The organism is Leptolyngbya sp. GB1-A1 (genome assembly GCF_039962475.1).
Lineage (GTDB): Bacteria > Cyanobacteriota > Cyanobacteriia > Elainellales > Elainellaceae > Leptolyngbya_A.
In genome coordinates this window covers 39,421-57,504 of the sequence record NZ_JAMPLI010000009.1, presented here as the reverse complement: position 1 = coordinate 57,504, position 18,084 = coordinate 39,421, and the positions used below count along the sequence as shown (strand labels likewise).

Genomic DNA, 18,084 nt, shown 5'->3' with positions numbered 1-18,084 from the left:
TGGCATAGAACATCAAGGAATTTCGATAAATTTCAAAAGAATCTGACAGACAACTGTTTAGCAACATATCGATAATAGACACCTTTGGTTGAGTTCACCAAAGACACTAGGCGATCGCAGGTAGAGTTATGCAAAAAACTGAGTTTATCAAGAGACTTGTGCTGCTGATTACACTCCTCAATTTGACAAGCTGCCAACTCTCTAACCCTTCCCAAAGCAACAATCAGCCGCTAAAAGTTAACGATGCGACATCAACTGAGGAGACAGATGTTTCCCTCAATTGGTTTACAGATTCGCAACTAAAGCCGACCGATACCGTTTCTGCTGCTGAAGCAAAAGCATTTGTTCATAACGTTTATCAAACGATCGACGATCAAATCTTTGATCCTGCCTTCAAGAAAGCAGAGCGTAACCAGCAACAGCAAGACCTCTTAGCGACGCTCGATACTCAACCAGGTTGGTCAAGGGCAGAATTGACTGAACGCATCAGCAATGAACTGAACAAGCTTTCAGTATCTCACTTGAGGATTTTAGATCCGACAGCAGGTGCAACACTATTTCGCATCTTTGAGCAAAAACCATTACCTGATACCACACCGACTCCATCAGTTTCCGCCGAGATGAGGGGGGAGGTTGGAATTCTTCGAGTCGAAAGCTTCATTGTTCCTCTCATTACCAAGGCAGAACTTGATCGAGCTAAGGCTCAACTGGCTCAAGCCCAAGTCATTCTCATTGATGTTCGTGCAAATGGGGGAGGTTTTGGGTCCAGCGTTAGTTATTTAGTTGAGGATATCATTGGACCTGACAAAGTAGTGTCAAGAGACAGAACTCGCGAGGGTTTAAAGGTGCAGGAGCCGTACATTTTTCGAGGGTATTTTGATGATGCGATCAACGCAGAAGCCAAGGCAGAAATTGAGCTTTCAGAAACCCATCCCTATATCGAGTGGCGGACACGGTTAGAAGCCCAGGTCGATCCAAGACCTCACTTTATTCTAGTTGATCACCAGTGCGGATCAGCGTGTGATTTGTTTGCAGGAGTTATCAAAGACTATGGCTCTGCCAAAATTTTAGGAGTCCGGACAATGGGTGCCCTGTTAGGAGGTGATGCCTTCAGATTGAGATGGCAGGGCTTTGCCCTAATTGTTCCAATCTCTCAGGTTATCTCACCCAAAGGGCACCTGATTGAGGGAGTAGGAGTTCAACCCGATATTGAAATTCCTGAATGTGCAAACGGTGGGAACCAATGTCTGGAAAAGGCGATCGAAATTGCAAATGCGGCAATCTGACAATCATCCTCCGATTGAGGAATACTTGAAGATGCGATCAAGACGAGTTAAATCGATAAGGATGGCGTTTTTTGCTGTAACGACAGCAATGCTGCTCAACCTAGTAAGCTGCACGGGTAGTAGATTTACCCCTTGGCAGTCATCACAACCTTCAGTGCAATCTTCCATGTCTCAGGATACAGAGGAAGACGTTTCATTAGACTGGTTTACTTCATCAACGCTAAGCGATACAGATCCGGTTTCTTCCTCAGAAGCCAAACTGTTTGTCAATGACGTTTATCAAAAACTGGATGCCAATATTTTTGATCCGACCTTTAAAGAGAATCTTCGAGAACAAACCCTCAAGGAATTAATTGCTGAAGTTGATACGAAATCAAGCTGGTCAAGGGCAGAGTTAACACAACTCACCAACCAATATTTGGAGAAGCTTGCTATCTCTCATGCGAGAGTATTCGATCCGGTAGAGGGCGAACAACTGTTTCGTCTATTTACTGAAGAATCTCCATCAACACCTGAAACGGAGGTTGTTTCAGCACAGATAAGCAATCAAGTTGGAATTTTGCAGGTCAAAAGTTTTGTTACGCCTCAAATTACCAGACGTGCAGTTGAGCAAGCAAAAGCTGAACTTTCTCAAGCGAAAGCAATTCTCATCGATCTACGTGGAAATGGTGGCGGTGTTCAATCTGCCATTAGTTATTTGATTGAAGACATCATCGGTCCTGACAAAGTGTTTGCAGTAGAGAGAACGCGAGATGGAATTGGTATGCAGGAACCCTATATTTTTCGAGGATATTTTGATGACTCTGTGAAAAACATTGGTCTTGCTGAAATCAAGTTAACTCAGGAGAAGAACTTTATTGAATATCGAACGCGATTTGAAGCCAAACGTGATCCAAGACCTTACTTTGTACTGGTTGATCACCGATGCGGATCTGCCTGTGAAGTATTTGCGGCTGCCGCTCAAGATCATGGATCTGCTCAAATCTTAGGGGCTCGGACCAGTGGCTCAGTCTTAGGGGGAGGGGTTTTTAAGTTGAGATGGCAAGGATTTGTTATTCTTGCTCCGATCGCTTACACCGTCTCACCTGAGGGCAATGCGATCGAAGGCAAGGGGGTACAGCCCGATATTGAAATTATTGAATGTGAAAATAGTGGCGATCGCTGTTTTGAAGGAGCAGTGGAAATCCTTCGCAACCGTATGTAAGTTTAAGGAATAAGCAGGATGCAATGGTTTGTTCTACTCTTTGGAGTATTGATTGCAGCAATTGGATTTGGAGCAATTTATCAAGGACTTGCCACAAAGCGCGATCGCCAAAAGTTTCTGCCACCTGGAAAGATCGTTCAAATTAACGGCAGGAACTGGCATATCAAGTTATGGGTGAAGGTTATCCAACAGTCATTGTCGATAGTGGAACCGGAGGTACTCACCTGGATTGGCAGTTGGTGCAGCCCAAAGTTGCCAAATTTACAAGAATCTTGACCTACGATCGGGCGGGCTATGGCTGGAGTAATTTAAGTTCAGAACCACGTACTGCTGAACAAGTCGTTGGTGAACTGCGACAGCTTTTAAGAGAGGTTGAAATTGAGCCACCCTATATCTTAGTGGGAATGTCTTTAAGTGGTTTATTTAGTCGCTTATTTGCCTATCACTATCCAGAGGAAGTCGCTGGGATGGTTTTAGTAGATGTTGCTCATGAGAGGATGTATGAGGATACACCAGTCGAATGGGTTGAATTAAACAAACGACTGGAAGGACTGTTAACTCCCGTGGTGCCAATTATAGGAAGTATTGGGCTGCTTCGTTTGCTCGTCGCTTTTGATGCTCTGCCTATGGCGGCTGGTTTATTTCAAAAATTTCCACCTTCAATGCGACCTCTTGCCAAGGCACTCTATTCTCAAACTCAGTTTGGCAAAACCTTTGCTCAAGAATCGGCTGCGGTATCTATCAGCATGAGTCAGGTTGAACAAGCACGTCGAATAAAGCCATTTCCTGATATTCCTCTCATTGTTTTGTCGGCTGGAAAGCCAGAATTTGACATTACACAAGAGGTGCTTGAGAAGCTGCAAGAGTTACATGCAGATCTAGCCACTGAGTCACTCCAAGGCGTTCATATTGTTGCTCACGAAAGTGGACACGCAATCCAACTCGATAAACCAGAATTAGTCGTTGATGCAATTCGTCAAGTTGTTGAAAACGTGCACTGCAGTAGCGCCCCATAACCCTGTTGGAGCGGCCTGAAGAAAGATCTAGATGAGAATGCAAAAGTTGCTGGCAGCCGCTCAGCCGGAACGTTATGCTACTCCGTCCCGTTTCAAGCAGTAAGAGGTTGTGAATAGTCTCAGACATGGTTATTGATGAAGCAATTGCCCAAGCTGCTCTGACCCATTACGATTTGCCGAACGTTCAACTTACGTTTTTGGGACAAAGCCAAAACACAACATTTCGAGTTGAGACACCAACAGAAGACAAGTTTTTGCTTCGCCTTCATGCTGGTATTGAGGCTGCTGGCGAGGGTTGGCAAGAGGTTTGGAGAGCACCATCCGCGATTCAGTCTGAATTGCTATGGTTGAATGCGATCGCTCAAGACACCGAGTTGACAGTGCCTCAACCCATGCAGAATCGTTTGGGTGAATGGGTAGCGAGCATTGCTGGGGCAAAATTAGGGGCTTCAATATTCTGTTCATTATTGCAGTGGGTAGAAGGTGAACATCTCAATGGTGAACCGACAGCACAGCAAATTCAACAGTTGGGTGTACTAATGGCGCAATTGCACCAGCATTCAAGCAGTTGGTTGTTGCCAGTTGGCTTTTCTCGCCCCACCCATGATGTAGAGCAGCTAAAAGCCGCAACGTCTCAACTTGGCATGTTGGTGCAAAACGGCACAATTTCACTGGACGATTACCAAGTGTTCCGAAAGGCTGCTATGCAAGTTCAAGAGTTTATGCATAGTCTTCATCGAACGCGCGACACTTGGGGCGTAATTCACGCTGACTTGCACCAAGGCAATTACGTGTTTTGTGGTAAAGAAGTTCGCCCAATTGACTTTTCGCGCTGTGGCTTTGGTTTTTACCTTTACGATATTGGTCAATCGCTTAGAGATGCTGAGGCATCATTGCGTTGGCATTTCTTCGAGGGTTACTCCAGTGTTAGGACATTACCAGCAAATTATCAAAGCGCTGTTGAAGCATTTTTTGTCGGTTCAACAGTGGAAAACTTTGCTTTTCTCAGTGCCAACCCACAGGAACATGAATGGCTCTCTCGTGCTGTGCCTTATGTTGTCGAGAACCACTTGCACCCATATATGCAGGGTGAGACGTTTCTGCTCCTTAGGTAAACTAGACAATACTGGCATAACAATCCGGTCGGAGCGGACTGCCGAAAGTTCTTGGTTTGGATGCAAAAGCTACTAGCAGCCACTCAACCGGAACGCTAGCCTGCCTTCCAATCGATCGGGAAATTTTACTTTATGTTTGAGATTCAGCTCATTTTGTTCTCACTTTGGCTCCTGTGCTAGGGTTGAGCCATCAAGTTTGAGTGAGATGAGCGTAAAAATCAATGATTGAGCGTGTTGCTTTGCTTCACTGTAACGCCTGCTGCTGATAGTTCATTAACTCCTTAATTCCCTTCTCGGCAACATCCAGAATTTGATTGAGCTGGCTGCGGCTAAAGCTTCCTGCTTCTGCGGTTCCCTGAATCTCAATGAGGTTCATCTGATCATTCATCACCACATTACAGTCAATCTCTGCAGCGACATCTTCTTCGTAGTTCAAATCCAGATAAGGCTGACCTTCCAGCAAGCCAACTGACACCGCCGCGATTTGATGGCGAATAGGCGATCGTTCTAATTCTCCCGATTCGAGTAGAGAGCCGATCGCATCACAGAGAGCAACATAGCCGCCTGTAATTGCCGTTGTGCGGGTTCCGGCATCGGCTTGCAGCACGTCAGCATCTATGGTTAGCGTCCGTTCTCCCAGTGCCTGCATATCCAGGGCTGCCCGCAGGCTTCGCCCAATGAGTCGCTGAATCTCCTGGGTGCGTCCCGACAGCTTCATAAACTCTCTTGCCTGCCGCTGCTGGGTCGCGCTCGGCAGCATTCGGTATTCGGCGGTGAGCCAGCCCTGTCCGCTGCCCTCTAGAAAGCGAGGAACGCCTCGCTGGATGCTCACAGTACAAAGTACCTGGGTATGGCCGCAGTGTGCCAGCACAGAGCCAGCCGCATAGCGGGTAAAGCTGCGATCAAAACGAACGGGACGGAGCTGATCGGCTTGCCGACCATCGGGACGATGCAAAGTCATAGAGAAGTGCCTCACAATTCTTAATCAGGATACTCGTGATTGAGGGGGAAGGATAGGTGGGTCGGTAAGGGGGTGAGGGGATGGGGAGTAGTTTTGAGGGTGGTTTTGGGTTGGGAAAGTTGCCCGGCTAAGTTTTTATAAGCGTGATGAATGAATTATATGTAGCGTGGGTTGTTGGAATTCTAATTTGAGATACGCTATATTTGTTCCGCGATCGATTGTCTCTGGTCAATTTCATCGTTTTGTACTAAATTTGTACTAAGCTTGATGTGCTTTGAAATCAGGGTGAGAAGGATCGATCGTGCGTTAGCCCTTGCCGCATGACTGTTTAACGTTTATTCCAGAACGACTCATGGTTTCCCAACTCGAAGTCCCCGCCCGTGACAGTAATCATTGCCTGCCCCATACGGTTGAAGGATTGGTGCAGGTGTTTACCTCTCCGCACCGTAGCTTTTTTACGAGTGTTATGGCACAAGCCCTGCGAATTGCTGGACAGGGAACCTCGGTGCTGATTGTGCAATTTCTGAAAGGCGGGATTCGACAGGGCTATCAGCATCCGGTACAGCTTGGGCAGAATCTTGACTGGGTGCGGTGTAACTTGCCGCGCTGTATTGACACCCCTGACCTGGAAGAATCTGAAGTCGTTGCCCTGCGTGAGCTGTGGGAACATACGCGCTTGATCGTCGCTGAGGGCAAGTATTCGCTGGTGGTGCTGGATGAACTGAGCTTGGCAATCCACTTTGGTTTAATTTCTGAGGCAGAGGTCGTCGAGTTTCTAGAGAACCGTCCTACTCAGGTTGATGTGATTTTAACGGGTCCAGAGATGCCTGCTGCGCTACTCGATCGGGCAGATCAAATTACGGAGTTGCGGCGAACTCATCGTCCTTGAAGCGGTTTGAGCCGAATGATCTTCCCTACGTCGCCCCCTAAATTCCCCAATTCTGGGGGACTTTGAGATAAGAACTTGAAGTGCGATCGAAAGAGACCCTACCGATTCGATCGCGGGTCGATACTATCTCGTAGACCATCACCTAGCAGGTTAAACGCCAGCACAATCAGCGTGATCATCAGTCCTGGCAGAATGATAGTCCAGGGGGCAGAAAGGGCGTAGCCGTTAGTGAACGAGTCAGAGAGCAATGTGCCCAGCTCCGGTGTGGGAGGTTTTGCGCCCAGTCCCAAAAAGCCTAAACCTGCGGCTTCGAGAGTGGCAGTACCGATCGCCAAAGTTGCCTGAACGACCAGGGGAGCAAGACTGGAAGGCAAAATATGGTTAAAAATAATTCGTCCTGGCTTCGCGCCAAATGCCCGCACGGTTTGCACAAATCCCTGTTCGCGCAGAGACAGCACCATGCTGCGGGTCAGGCGAATGAAGATTGGAATCTGCACCACGCCCACCGCAATCATCACGCTCTGCAAACTGGGTCCGACGACGGTTGCCACCGCGATCGCCAGCAGAATCGAAGGAAACGCCAGCAGAATATCGCTCATCCAGCTAATTACCCGCTCCAGCCAGCCGCGAAAATAACCCCCAATTAGCCCCAGAAACGTGCCGATGATCAGTCCCAGCCCGACGGACACAATACTGATCAGCAGCGAAATTCGAATGCCATACCAGACTAGGCTCAGCATATCTCGCCCCAGCCCATCGGTGCCGAAGAGGTGAGTGCCGCTGGGTGGACTTAGCCGGGCCGCAAAATCCCTTGCCGTTGCCGGATCAAACGGACGCAGCACTGGAGCTAAAATTGCCAGCAGAACGATCGCCACCGTGAGAATTAAGCCAACCCGCGCCGAAATCGATCTGAAGAACCGCTTGCTGGCTTTTTGAAACGAAGATTGATGAACGATCGGACGAGCAGGCAGAGTTTCCATGAGAATAAACCTGTGAATCGATCGGAGATAATTTTGAGAAACTGTAGACTGTGTTAGGCAAAAGCTCTAACCTATTAATTTGAAACAGTGAAGCTAATTGAAACAATGAAGCTAATTAAAATAATGAAGCTAAGAAGTAATCAAATGAATTGATTAGAGCAAATTAGATAAATCTTTTTGAACGATTCTGAATGTGAGATATTAAACTCTGAATGTGAAATATTGAACCTTGAAACTGATGCGTTACGCTGTACTGCCACATTCTAGGATGAATAATTTAAGAATCATCAATTATTTATACTGAATGCGCGGATCGAGAAAAGCGTAGGAGATATCAACTAAAAGATTAATGAGTACAAAGACGATCGCCACAAACACAACGCCTCCCTGAACAACCGGATAATCACGGGTGAGAATGCCGTTATAAATCCAGGAACCTAAACCGGGCCATGAAAAGATCGTTTCGGTGAGAATTGCGCCGCTGAGCAAAGTGCCAAACTGTAAGCCGACGATCGTGACCACAGGTAGCAGAGCATTTTTTAGCGCGTGTTTATTGATCACCCAGCGTTCCATAAGTCCTTTTGCTCTGGCAGTGCGAATGTAGTCCTGCGACAGCACTTCCAGCATGGCACTGCGGGTAATCCGGGCAATAATCGCTAAGGGGATTGTGCCTAGCGTGATTGCAGGCAGAATTAAATGCGCGACGACATCGCTAAAGGCACGAAAGTTGAGCCGCAGCAGCGAGTCAATTAAATAAAATCCGGTAATTGGCTGAAGATCGACGGCAACGCCCAAACGACCGCTTGGCGGCAAAAGCTGCAAATTTACCGCAAACAGATACACCAGCAGCAGCCCCAGCCAGTACACAGGCATCGACACGCCCAACAGCGATGTACTCATGGCGATGTTATCGATCCAGCCATTTTTCCGCACGGCTGCAATAATTCCCGCCGGAACGCCGAGGACGATCGCCACAATCATCGCCGCGAGCGACAGCTCAAACGTCGCCGGAAAGCGGGTGGCAATTTCCTGAGTAATCGGAATGCCGCTAATAATGCTTCTGCCTAGGTCAAACCGAATCAGGCGACCCAGAAAGGCAAGATACTGCACCGGCAAAGGCTGATTCAGTCCTAGCCGCTCCCGCAGTGCCTCAATCTGATCCGGCGATGCCCGTTGACCCAGAAGAACGATCGCCGGATCGCCAGGAATGAGCTGAAGGAAGAGGAAGACGAGGAGCGTGATGCCCAAAAGAACAGGAAACAGATCGAGGAGGCGTTTGGCAATGTAGCGGAGCATTTGGGGGAGCAGGGTGGAGGGGTCGGGAGGTTAGGTGAGTGGAGGGGTCGGGGAGTGGGTGGCTGGATGGAGTGTTAGATGCGATCGCAGGTTGGGGTAGAGGTTAAGTGGGGCTGAGTTGCTTTTTGTTCTGTCCAATATTGCCAGGAACACGATTGCCAGGAATACGGGCGGCACAACTCCCTGATGTCTCACTCCCTCACCTCCCATCTACTCATTCACCCATCCACCCATTCACCTCTTTAGCTCTTCTCTACAGTTTCAAACGACTCTGAACCCAGTGGACTCGGTGACCAACCGTTGACATTCGCTCGCTGAGCGTTCAAAGGTTCTGAGTGAACGATCGGGACGCGGACGGCTTCGTCGGCAATGAGTTTTTCCGCTTCGCCGTAGAGTTTAGCCCGCTGTGTCTGGTCTGCGGTTTGGCGTGCCTGATCGAGGAGTCGGAAGACCTGGGGGTTTTGCCAGTTGCCGATGTCCTTGGTGCCGCCTTTGCCGAAGTGGTAGTAGAGGAAGTTATCGGGATCGCCGTAGTCACCCGTCCAGCCCAGCATATAGGCTTGATAGCCCGGTGGCTTGAGGCGATCGTCTAGATAAGCCGCCCAGTCTTTTGTATTCAGCTTGACCCGGATACCCAGCGTACTCAGGTCAGACGCGATTGCTTCGGCGATCGGTTTCGGCGTGGGGAAATAAGGGCGAGACACAGGCATGTACCACAGTTCCAGATCAAAGCCGTTCGGATAGCCTGCGGCGGCGAGCATTTGCTTAGCTTTATCGGGGTTATACTCAAAGTCCTTGAGGCTGGCATCCTGGAAGTTCTTCAGCGACGGGGGTGTGAAATGCGCGTCGGTGGTTGCCAGTCCCGACCAGAAAGCATCGACGATCGGCTGTTTGCTGATTGCCATCGCGATCGCCTGCCGCACTTCTTTTTTCGCCAACGGCTCATAGCTGGGGTTGAGTGCCAGATAGCCGACGTTGAACGGGGGACGACGAACTTCGGTCAGGTTGGTGTCAGATTTTAGTTCGTTGAGCTGATCCGGCGCGATATCCACAGTGAAGTCAATGTTGCCTGCGCGCAGTTCGGCTAAACGTGCCGAAGGCTCTTTGATAAAGCGAAAGACAAGAGTATCTTCTTTCGGGAAACCAGACTTCCAGTAGTTGGGATTTCGGGTCAACAGAATGCGATCGCCCGTGCGCCATTCTTTGAACACATACGGACCCGTGCCGACTGCCTGTGCGCCTGCAATGCCGTAGTCTGCACCTGCTTTCTTGATCGCATCCGGGCTGGCAATGCCAAAGTAGCCAGAGGCGATCGCTGCCGGAAAGGCGGCAAATGGCTGATTGAGAACAAACTGGATTGTAGAATCATCCACAACCTTGATGTCTCTGAGAATCGAGGCATCGCTGCCTTTGTAGCCGCCAAATAGTCCTTCCCACACTGCATAGGTTTTGCCTGCGTTGCGGAAGCCCTGGGGATCTTGAGGATCCCACCAGCGATTGAAGTTAAAGCGAACGGCTTCAGCATTCAACGGAGTGCCGTCGTGGAAAGTCACGCCCTCGCGCAGCTTAAACGTCCAGGTTTTGCCGTTGTCGGGCGAAGCATATTCGGTTGCCAGGGCAGGTTCCAGCTCGGTGGTGCCGGGTTTGTAGTCGAGCAGGCGATCGTAGATCTGGTGCTGCACATAGATCGAGTTGCCGTCCTCAATGTTGCCCGGTTCCAAATTTGCCGGATCACCGCCTGAGCCGAAGACCAGTGTGCTGGCCTCTGACGTTTGGGCTGCTGGGCTGCCTGCGCCAGAAGTTGCAGTGGGCTGCTGAGTCGCGCAGTTCGAGAGGGTAACGGTCAGGGCAGCCGTGAGGACAATCAATGCTGCCTGCCATCGTTTAAATCGTTGGATCATGCGTTTGTCCTTATCAAGTAAAAAATCAGGTGAAATTTACTGCTTGGTAATTGCCGCCCAGGGTTCTGAGCCAAACGGGCTTGGTGTCCAGCCAACCAGGTTCGATCGCTGTGCTAGCAGCGGTTCGGAGTGGACGATCGGCAGCCGCACCGCTTCCTCAAACAAAATGCGATCGACTTCGGCGTACAGCTTTACCCGATCTGCAGTGTTGGCGGTTGTCCGTGCCTGGCTCAGCAGGCTGAAGACGCGATCGTTTTTCCAGTTGCCGATGTCGGTTGTGGAGCCTTTGCCAAAGTGGGGGTAAAGGAAGTTATCCGGATCGCCGTAGTCACCCATCCAGCCCAGCAGGAATGCCTGGTATCCGGGGGATTTAAGGCGATCGGCAAGGTAGCCTGCCCAGTCTTTGGTGTTGAGCTGAACGCGGATGCCGATCAAACTCAGTTCTGCTGCCATTGCTTCGGCAGTCGGTTTTGGGTTGGGAAAGGATGCGCCGTTAATCGCGGGATACCACAGTTCCAGGTCAAAGCCGTTGGGATAGCCTGCATCTGCCAGCATCTTTTTCGCTTTGTCCGGGTTGTACTCGTAGTCGCCCAGGCTAGTATCCTGGAATTCCCGCATTGAGGGGGGCGTAAAGTGTGCGTCCGTGGTTGCCAGACCCGACCAGAACGCCTCCACTAACTGCTTGCGATCGATCGCCATCGCGATTGCCTGCCGCACTTCTTTTTTTGCCAACGGCTCATAGCTGGGGTTGAGTGCTAGATAGCCCGTGTTAAACGAAGGACGACGCAATTCCTTTAGATTGGGATCGCTCTGAATTTCCTGCCGCTGCTGGGGCGAGAGGTTTTCGGAAAAGTCGATCGTGCCTGCTCGGAGTTCTGCCAGTCGCGAAGAGGCTTCTTTGATGGTGCGAAACACAACCTGATTTGCTTTCGGTAAGCCTGCCTGCCAGTAATTGGGATTTTTTTCCAGAACCACCCGATCGCCTGTGCGCCATTCTTTTAGCTGAAAGGGACCTGTTCCCACTGCCGGAGATCCTGCAATGCCATAGTCTGCGCCTGCTGCTTTGATCGCGTTCGGGCTGGCAATGCCGAAATAGCCAGAGGCGATCGCTGCGGGAAATGCTGCAAACGGCTCTTTCAAGACAAACTGAAGCGTTGTGTCATCTACCACTTTCATGTCTTGCAGCAGTGAATCAGGCGATCCTTTGAATCCGCCAAACAGGCTGACCCAGGTTTCAAAGGTTTTGCCTGCATCGCGGAATCCGAGCAGGTCTTGCTCGTCCCACCAGCGATTGACATTGGCGCGGACGGCTTCAGCATTAAAGGGAGTGCCATCGTGGAAAGTCACGCCTTCGCGCAGCTTAAACGTCCAGGTGCGTCCGTCTGGAGAAGCGGAGTATTCGGTTGCCAGTGCCGGAGCCAGCTCGGTTGTCCCCGGTTGGGCATCTAACAGGCGATCATAGATCTGCTGCTGCACAACGATCGAATAACCATCGGTAACGTTGCCCGATTCCAGCGTCACGGGATCGCCGACCGAGCCAAACACAAGCGTACTGGCATCGACGGTAGGACTGCCCCCCGGATTTGCAGCCGGATTTGCAGCAGTTTGAGGGGGAGCCGTCCCGCAGTTAGAAAGCGTTACGGTCACGGTAGCGGCTAAAGCAAAAAGGACAAGCCACCCTCGTTTAAGTCGCCCAATCATAGAAAGTAAAATCCTGCCGAAAGGCGTTGTATTATCTCAAGCGTTCTCAAAACACAAAGCCGAAACACAAAGCCGAACCTAAGCAACCTCTAAGCAAATTTGATATACCTAAAGTTTGATACACCTGAAAACAGTAGCGACTGCGATTCACGTCAGTCTAAATTGCAGATATTTTTTTAAGGTCCTGCCCCAATAAACTGACAATCTGTTACAAAAGCATCAGTTTATCAGAATGATTGAGGGACGATCGCAACACCCCACCCAATCTACTTTCAATTTACTTTTAATCTGCTTTTACCAGTATGCCGTAAGCTCAAACCCAGCTTAATTCTTAGCAATAATTAAACAAAAACTGGTGCGTTAGGCTTGCGTTAGGCTATTACTGTAAGCGAATTTCCTGGTAAGGCAGGTCGGTTAAGGAATTCAGGCTTGTCGATAGAATCTCACATTCACCAGGGGGAAATATCTCTTTCAAAAGATAGATTTCTAACAGTATTGTGTCTGCTTGCAGATTAGAATTCCTGTCGAAATCGCTCTTTTGCTAATGTTAAGAGAGTATTAAATCTTGTGATTTCCTGACAGGTTTAACCGTTTATTTTGTCTTTTACTCTAAATTTTTTACTCTAAATCTCTATGTCCACCCCGATTCTTGATATTCGCAATTTGTCTGTTGATTTTCGGCAGGAAAAAGATTTGATTCCTGCTGTTCAAGATGTCTCTTTTCAACTAATGCCGGGAGAGACCGTTTGCGTGGTTGGCGAGTCAGGGTCGGGGAAATCGGTCACGTCGCTGGCAATTATGGGGCTACTGGTTCCCACTGCTCAGTTGCGCGGCGAAATCTGGTTTCAAAATCCGAATCGAAATGCGGCTCCCGTGAATCTGTTGGGCTTGCCACCGGACGATCGCCGGGCTTACCGGGGCGGACAAATAGCCATGATTTTTCAGGAGCCAATGACTTCGCTCAACCCGGTTTATACCTGCGGCTCTCAGGTGGTGGAAGCGATTCGGCTACACAGTCCTGTTTCCGAGGAGGAAGCCCATCGGCAGGCGATCGATCTGTTCCGCGAAGTGAAGCTGCCGGAACCCGAAGCGATGATGGAACGCTATCCGCACCAGCTTTCGGGCGGACAAATTCAGCGCGTCATGATCGCAATGGCACTCAGCGGCAACCCGGCGCTGCTGATCGCAGACGAACCCACAACTGCACTGGATGTCACCATTCAAGCAACAATTCTGGAGCTACTGCGCGAAATTCGCTCTCGCCGTCAGATGTCGGTGCTGTTTGTGACCCATGATATGGGCGTGGTGTCTGAAGTTGCCGATCGCGTCGTCGTGATGTATCGCGGCAAGGTGGTGGAAGTCGCTAACGCCTACAATTTGTTTGCCCAGCCTCAGCACCCGTACACCAAAGGCTTACTCAATTGTCGCCCCACGCCCGAATGTCGCCTGCATCGGCTGCCCACGGTTTCTGATTTTATGCAGGTAAAAGCGACTCCAGAGGGCACAGTTCAAATTGAACCCCGGCCGCGCAGCGTCATCGATAATAATCCGCGCTTTACGCCTGTCTCTGCTGCCGAGCAAGCCGATCGCTATCAGCAATTAATTCAGCGATCGCCCCTGCTGTCTGTCCACCATTTAAGCAAAAGCTATCCGGTGCGATCAGGCTTGTTTGGTCGCAAGACTTTCTTTAATGCAGTCGATGATGTCAGCTTTGATGTATATCCGGGGGAAACGCTCGGTTTAGTCGGCGAGTCGGGCTGCGGTAAATCGACGCTGAGCCGTGTTCTTTTGCGCTTAGTAGAACCGACCGCAGGCGAAGTAATGTTTGACGGCAAATCGGTGTTTCAGCTCAACGAGTCCGAGCTGCGAAAACTGCGCCAGGAAATGCAAATTGTTTTCCAGAACCCCTACGGCTCAATGGACCCGCGCCAGAGTATTGGCTCTGCCCTGATCGAACCGATGATGATTCACCATATCGGTCATAGCCATCAGGAACGTTACCAAAAAGCGGTAGCTCTCCTGGAACGAGTCGGCTTAGACGAAAGCGCAATGAGCCGAATGCCCCACGAGTTTTCCGGCGGACAGCAGCAGCGGATCTGCATTGCCCGGACGCTCACCTGCAATCCACGCTTTATTATCTGCGACGAGTCGGTTTCTGCGCTGGATGTCTCGGTGCAGGCACAGGTGCTTAACCTGCTCAAAGACCTTCAGCAAGATTTTGGATTGACCTACATTTTTATTTCGCACGATCTGAGCGTGGTCAAGTTCGTGAGCGATCGCATTATGGTGATGAACCAGGGCAAGATCGAAGAAATTGGCACGGCTGACCAAATCTATACTAGCCCGACCCGCGACTACACCCGCCAGCTCATTCGCGCCATTCCCAGCGCAACGCTTGATGAAATTCAGGAGCGATCACGGTTGATCAACGCTTAAGTCTGCAATCAGGGTACAAATTGCCCATTAAATTCAATCAGGATTAAAGTTAATGAGCATTAGAGTTAACGAGCATTAAAGTGCAGTTCCCTAAAACACGAAATTCCGCCGCTCGATATCATCAAACTCCACGTTCTCCAGCGTTACCAGCGTTTTGAAGGGTGCGTCGCCGCCATTGCCGTCTGCGTCCACCCGGATGATTGTGACATCCTCATCCTCAAGCACGACAATTACATAGTCCTCAAATTTATCGGAGCTGGTGAAATCGTCGCCCTGGAACAGACGGCTCAGATCCAGCACATCGCGACGGCGATCGAAATCCACGATCGTATCGCCCCGATCCTCGAATGAATTGTAAGCAAAGCGGTTGCGTCCACCGCCGCCACTCATGCGATCGCGTTCCAGTCCGCCCACGAGCAGGTCATCACCGCGTCCGCCCAGCAGCACATCTCTCGCGCCCTGCCCAGACAGTCGATCGCTGCCCCTCCCTCCAGATAGGGTATCGGGACTCGTTCCGCCTTGCAGCAAATCATTGCCCGCATTGCCGCGCAGATCATCTGCATCGCTGCCGCCCAGGAGCTGATCGTCTCCCTGATTGCCCACTAGTCGATCGCGTCCAGCTTCGCCAGAGAGGCGATCGTCCCGCCGTCCACCAAAAATGCGATCGTTGTCAGTGCCTCCGAGCAGCTCATCATCCGAGCCTTCACCGAAGAGGCGATCGTCGCCTGCCCGTCCTTCAATGCGATCGGCGTTGTCACTACCGCGCAGTACATCGTCACGTTGGGTTCCAATCAGAGTAATACCGGGAGGGCTGGGAGGTTTCGTTGCCAGGGGTTGGGCGACAAGCAGATCGCGCTCCTCATCGCTCAGCAGATCCTCTGCGGCGGGCAGTCTAGCAAGCGTCTCCGCATCGGCATCTTGGATCAGGGGGGCACGATTGGAAGAAAAGCGAGATACAGGCATCTTTCTGGGAATCAATGAGTGGGGTGAACGATCGGACTGCGTCACTTCCGCCGACCGGAAAGATGCAGACCCGAAACACAGAGATAAACAGGGATAAAACGCTGGGGCTTAATATCAGCCTTCAGACTTTAAGACTCGCAAAGTTTACCACGTCGAGCTGTCTTGGTTGCGGCTTATCCTGGAATCTGACGCGGAGCAGCACCCAGAAGTTTCTTTTGCTATGATGAGATGCCTCGATACGGATTTCTCTGTTCTGTTATCGACTGATCACGCCTGGTAAATGGCTACTCTCGGTTAAGGGGTGAGTCCTCGGTCATGCAGCTCCCGATCTCGGCTGGAACTGTTTTACAAAATCGCTATCGCGTCCTCAGCATTTTGGGACAGGGCGGCTTTGGACGTACCTATCTAGCAGAAGATCAGGGACGATTTAACGAACGCTGTGCCCTGAAAGAATTTATTGCACCCCACGGCAGCGACTACGCCCTCAGTAAGTCAAAGGAGCTGTTTCAGCGCGAGGCGGCGATTCTCTATCAAATCAGCCATCCTCAGATTCCGCAGTTTCGCGCCACCTTTGAGGAAAATGCGCGGCTGTTTCTCGTGCAAGACTATGTGGATGGCAAGACTTATCGCACCCTGCTCAGCGATCGCCGCGCTCAGGGTAGAGCTTTTTCAGAAGCAGAAGTGCTTCAGCTCATTTTGAATCTGCTGCCCGTGCTGGCTCATATTCACAGCAAAGGCATTATTCATCGGGACATTGCGCCCGATAATATTATTCTGCGTCAGACGGATGGGCTGCCCGTGCTGATCGATTTTGGCGTGGTGAAAGAAATCGTCACCCGCGTTCAGGCACTAGAGCAAGCCGCCGAAACCGTTTCGCCGACGACGGTGGGCAAACTGGGCTATGCACCGATCGAGCAAATGCAGACCGGACGCGCCTATCCCAGCAGCGATCTCTATGCGCTGGCAGTCACCTCTGTCGTGCTGCTGACCGGACGCGAACCGCAGGATTTGTTTGACGATCGCACCCTTGCCTGGAACTGGCAACCCTGGGCAAAAGTGAGTCCCGGCTTAGTGCAGATCATTAACCGGATGCTGAGCTATCGACCGGGCGATCGCTACCAGTCTGCCGCCGAAGTCGCCCAGGCACTCCAGACGTTCGCCAACCCCGCAACCGTAATTCAACCCTCGACCCTCTCGACTCCCCCTCCACAAAGCAGCCCTCCCTCACCCCCCTCTGTCCCAACTCCCCCTACCTATCGCCCCACCCAGCCTGCCACCCCAACCCCGCCCCCCGCTCCAAATGTTTCTCAGGTTCGCACGATCGCCGTTGGTCGCCCCCTGGAACCCACCACCAACTATCAAACCTCCAATTATCAAACTGCTGCACCGCAGCCAAACCGGGGTGGACGAGCGATTCCGCAGCCTGTCGCGTCTTCTGCCTGGGAAAATCCCCTCGCGCTGATTGGCATGGGGCTAGCGCTGGCAACCGTGACCGGAATTGCTGCCTGGGCGATCGTCAGTGCGATTCTCAACAGCTCTCAGCCGCCGCAGCCATCGCCGACCATTGCCCCTACGGCGACCGCCTCACCCACTGCTACTCCCACGCCCAGCCCGACTCCGGTGGAATATAGCCAGCGCATTGAGCTACCAGCTACAGGCGAAACCCGTGTGCTAGAGGGCAACCTGAAGGCAAACGATGTCGCGACCTATCTGTTTCCGGCAGAGCAGGGGCAAGCTCTCACGGCGGCTCTGGAAGGCGAGGGAATGCTGCTCAGTGTTCTGGCTCCCGATCGCCAACCCGCAGACGATCGCGCCGATCGTGTGTTGTCCTGGCAGGGCAGCCTTCCGGTGAGCGGGGAATATGCGGTGCAGCTCAGTCCGGTGCAGGGTGTGGCTCAAAGTAACTTCAAGCTCAATCTCAGCCTTCAGCCCGCTCCCGCTCCCGAACCTTCGCCCAGTCCCTCGCCCAGTCCTTCTCCGGTTGAGCCAACGATCGAAACGATTCCGGTGAATCCGACGGTAGGCACTCCGCTGACCTTAAGCGATCGGGCGAGTGAAGCGGTGATTAAACGTTATGTTGTGGAAGTACAGCCCGGACAGGTGCTAAGTGCGGCGGTCGTAGACGGGATCGCTGTCACACTGAATATTCGTTATCCAAATGGTCAACCCATCCCCGATGCGGAACGAATTGTGAATTGGCAGGGACGGATCACTGAAGCAGGGGCTTATCAAGTTGATGTCCTGTCTCCCACTGCAACTAGCTTTACGGTCAGTATTACAATTTCTGATCCCGATCTGCCGCCCGACGGTTCTCAACCCCCATCTCCTTAAATTTT

At 51.2% G+C, this 18,084-nt stretch carries 13 protein-coding genes; 7 read left to right on the top strand and 6 right to left on the bottom strand.

Features of this window, described 5'->3' with window-relative positions; genetic code table 11:
- The first annotated feature begins 128 nt into the window (after positions 1-128).
- The 4 genes from NDI45_RS11700 to NDI45_RS11685 all read left to right on the top strand — a co-directional run bounded on the left by NDI45_RS11700 (position 129) and on the right by NDI45_RS11685 (position 4,621).
- Positions 129-1,286, top strand: coding sequence for a S41 family peptidase (locus NDI45_RS11700; RefSeq protein ID WP_348247438.1), 1,158 nt, complete (start codon positions 129-131; stop codon positions 1,284-1,286).
- A gap of 166 nt (positions 1,287-1,452) precedes the next feature.
- Positions 1,453-2,490: a S41 family peptidase gene (locus NDI45_RS11695; RefSeq protein ID WP_348247437.1), complete on the top strand. Its 1,038-nt coding sequence runs from the start codon at positions 1,453-1,455 to the stop codon at positions 2,488-2,490.
- Positions 2,491-2,660: 170 nt separating this feature from the next.
- Positions 2,661-3,506, top strand: coding sequence for an alpha/beta hydrolase (locus NDI45_RS11690; protein ID WP_348247436.1), 846 nt, complete (start codon positions 2,661-2,663; stop codon positions 3,504-3,506).
- 125 nt (positions 3,507-3,631) lie between these two features.
- Entirely contained in the window at positions 3,632-4,621 is a 990-nt protein-coding gene (locus NDI45_RS11685) for a phosphotransferase (RefSeq protein ID WP_348247435.1), read from the top strand.
- A 244-nt stretch (positions 4,622-4,865) separates the two neighbouring features.
- On the opposite strand, the gene rph is transcribed toward NDI45_RS11685, so the two are convergent.
- Positions 4,866-5,582: a ribonuclease PH gene (gene rph / locus NDI45_RS11680; protein WP_190793019.1), complete on the bottom strand. Its 717-nt coding sequence runs from the start codon at positions 5,580-5,582 to the stop codon at positions 4,866-4,868.
- Between the two features lie 352 nt (positions 5,583-5,934).
- Between rph and NDI45_RS11675 the strand changes: the two genes are divergently transcribed.
- On the top strand, positions 5,935-6,471 hold the full coding sequence (locus NDI45_RS11675; RefSeq protein ID WP_190793020.1) for a P-loop NTPase family protein: 537 nt from the start codon (positions 5,935-5,937) through the stop codon (positions 6,469-6,471).
- A 98-nt stretch (positions 6,472-6,569) separates the two neighbouring features.
- On the opposite strand, the gene NDI45_RS11670 is transcribed toward NDI45_RS11675, so the two are convergent.
- The 4 genes from NDI45_RS11670 to NDI45_RS11655 all read right to left on the bottom strand — a co-directional run bounded on the left by NDI45_RS11670 (position 6,570) and on the right by NDI45_RS11655 (position 12,349).
- Positions 6,570-7,451: an ABC transporter permease gene (locus NDI45_RS11670; RefSeq protein WP_190793021.1), complete on the bottom strand. Its 882-nt coding sequence runs from the start codon at positions 7,449-7,451 to the stop codon at positions 6,570-6,572.
- Positions 7,452-7,742: 291 nt separating this feature from the next.
- A complete protein-coding gene (locus NDI45_RS11665) occupies positions 7,743-8,747 on the bottom strand; it encodes an ABC transporter permease (protein WP_348247434.1) in 1,005 nt (334 codons plus the stop codon).
- Between the two features lie 242 nt (positions 8,748-8,989).
- Positions 8,990-10,648, bottom strand: a complete 1,659-nt coding sequence (locus NDI45_RS11660) for an ABC transporter substrate-binding protein (protein WP_190790996.1) — start codon at positions 10,646-10,648, stop codon at positions 8,990-8,992.
- Positions 10,649-10,684: 36 nt separating this feature from the next.
- Positions 10,685-12,349 (bottom strand): ABC transporter substrate-binding protein, encoded by a 1,665-nt coding sequence (locus NDI45_RS11655; RefSeq protein ID WP_348247433.1) that lies wholly within the window; start codon positions 12,347-12,349, stop codon positions 10,685-10,687.
- A 633-nt stretch (positions 12,350-12,982) separates the two neighbouring features.
- On the opposite strand from NDI45_RS11655, the gene NDI45_RS11650 reads away from it, so the two are divergent.
- On the top strand, positions 12,983-14,785 hold the full coding sequence (locus tag NDI45_RS11650) for an ABC transporter ATP-binding protein (protein WP_348247432.1): 1,803 nt from the start codon (positions 12,983-12,985) through the stop codon (positions 14,783-14,785).
- A gap of 90 nt (positions 14,786-14,875) precedes the next feature.
- Here the strand turns inward: NDI45_RS11650 and NDI45_RS11645 are convergent, their stop codons facing one another.
- Entirely contained in the window at positions 14,876-15,748 is an 873-nt protein-coding gene (locus NDI45_RS11645) for a type I secretion C-terminal target domain-containing protein (protein WP_348247431.1), read from the bottom strand.
- Between the two features lie 315 nt (positions 15,749-16,063).
- On the opposite strand from NDI45_RS11645, the gene NDI45_RS11640 reads away from it, so the two are divergent.
- Positions 16,064-18,079: a serine/threonine-protein kinase gene (locus tag NDI45_RS11640; RefSeq protein ID WP_348247430.1), complete on the top strand. Its 2,016-nt coding sequence runs from the start codon at positions 16,064-16,066 to the stop codon at positions 18,077-18,079.
- Positions 18,080-18,084: the final 5 nt, after the last annotated feature.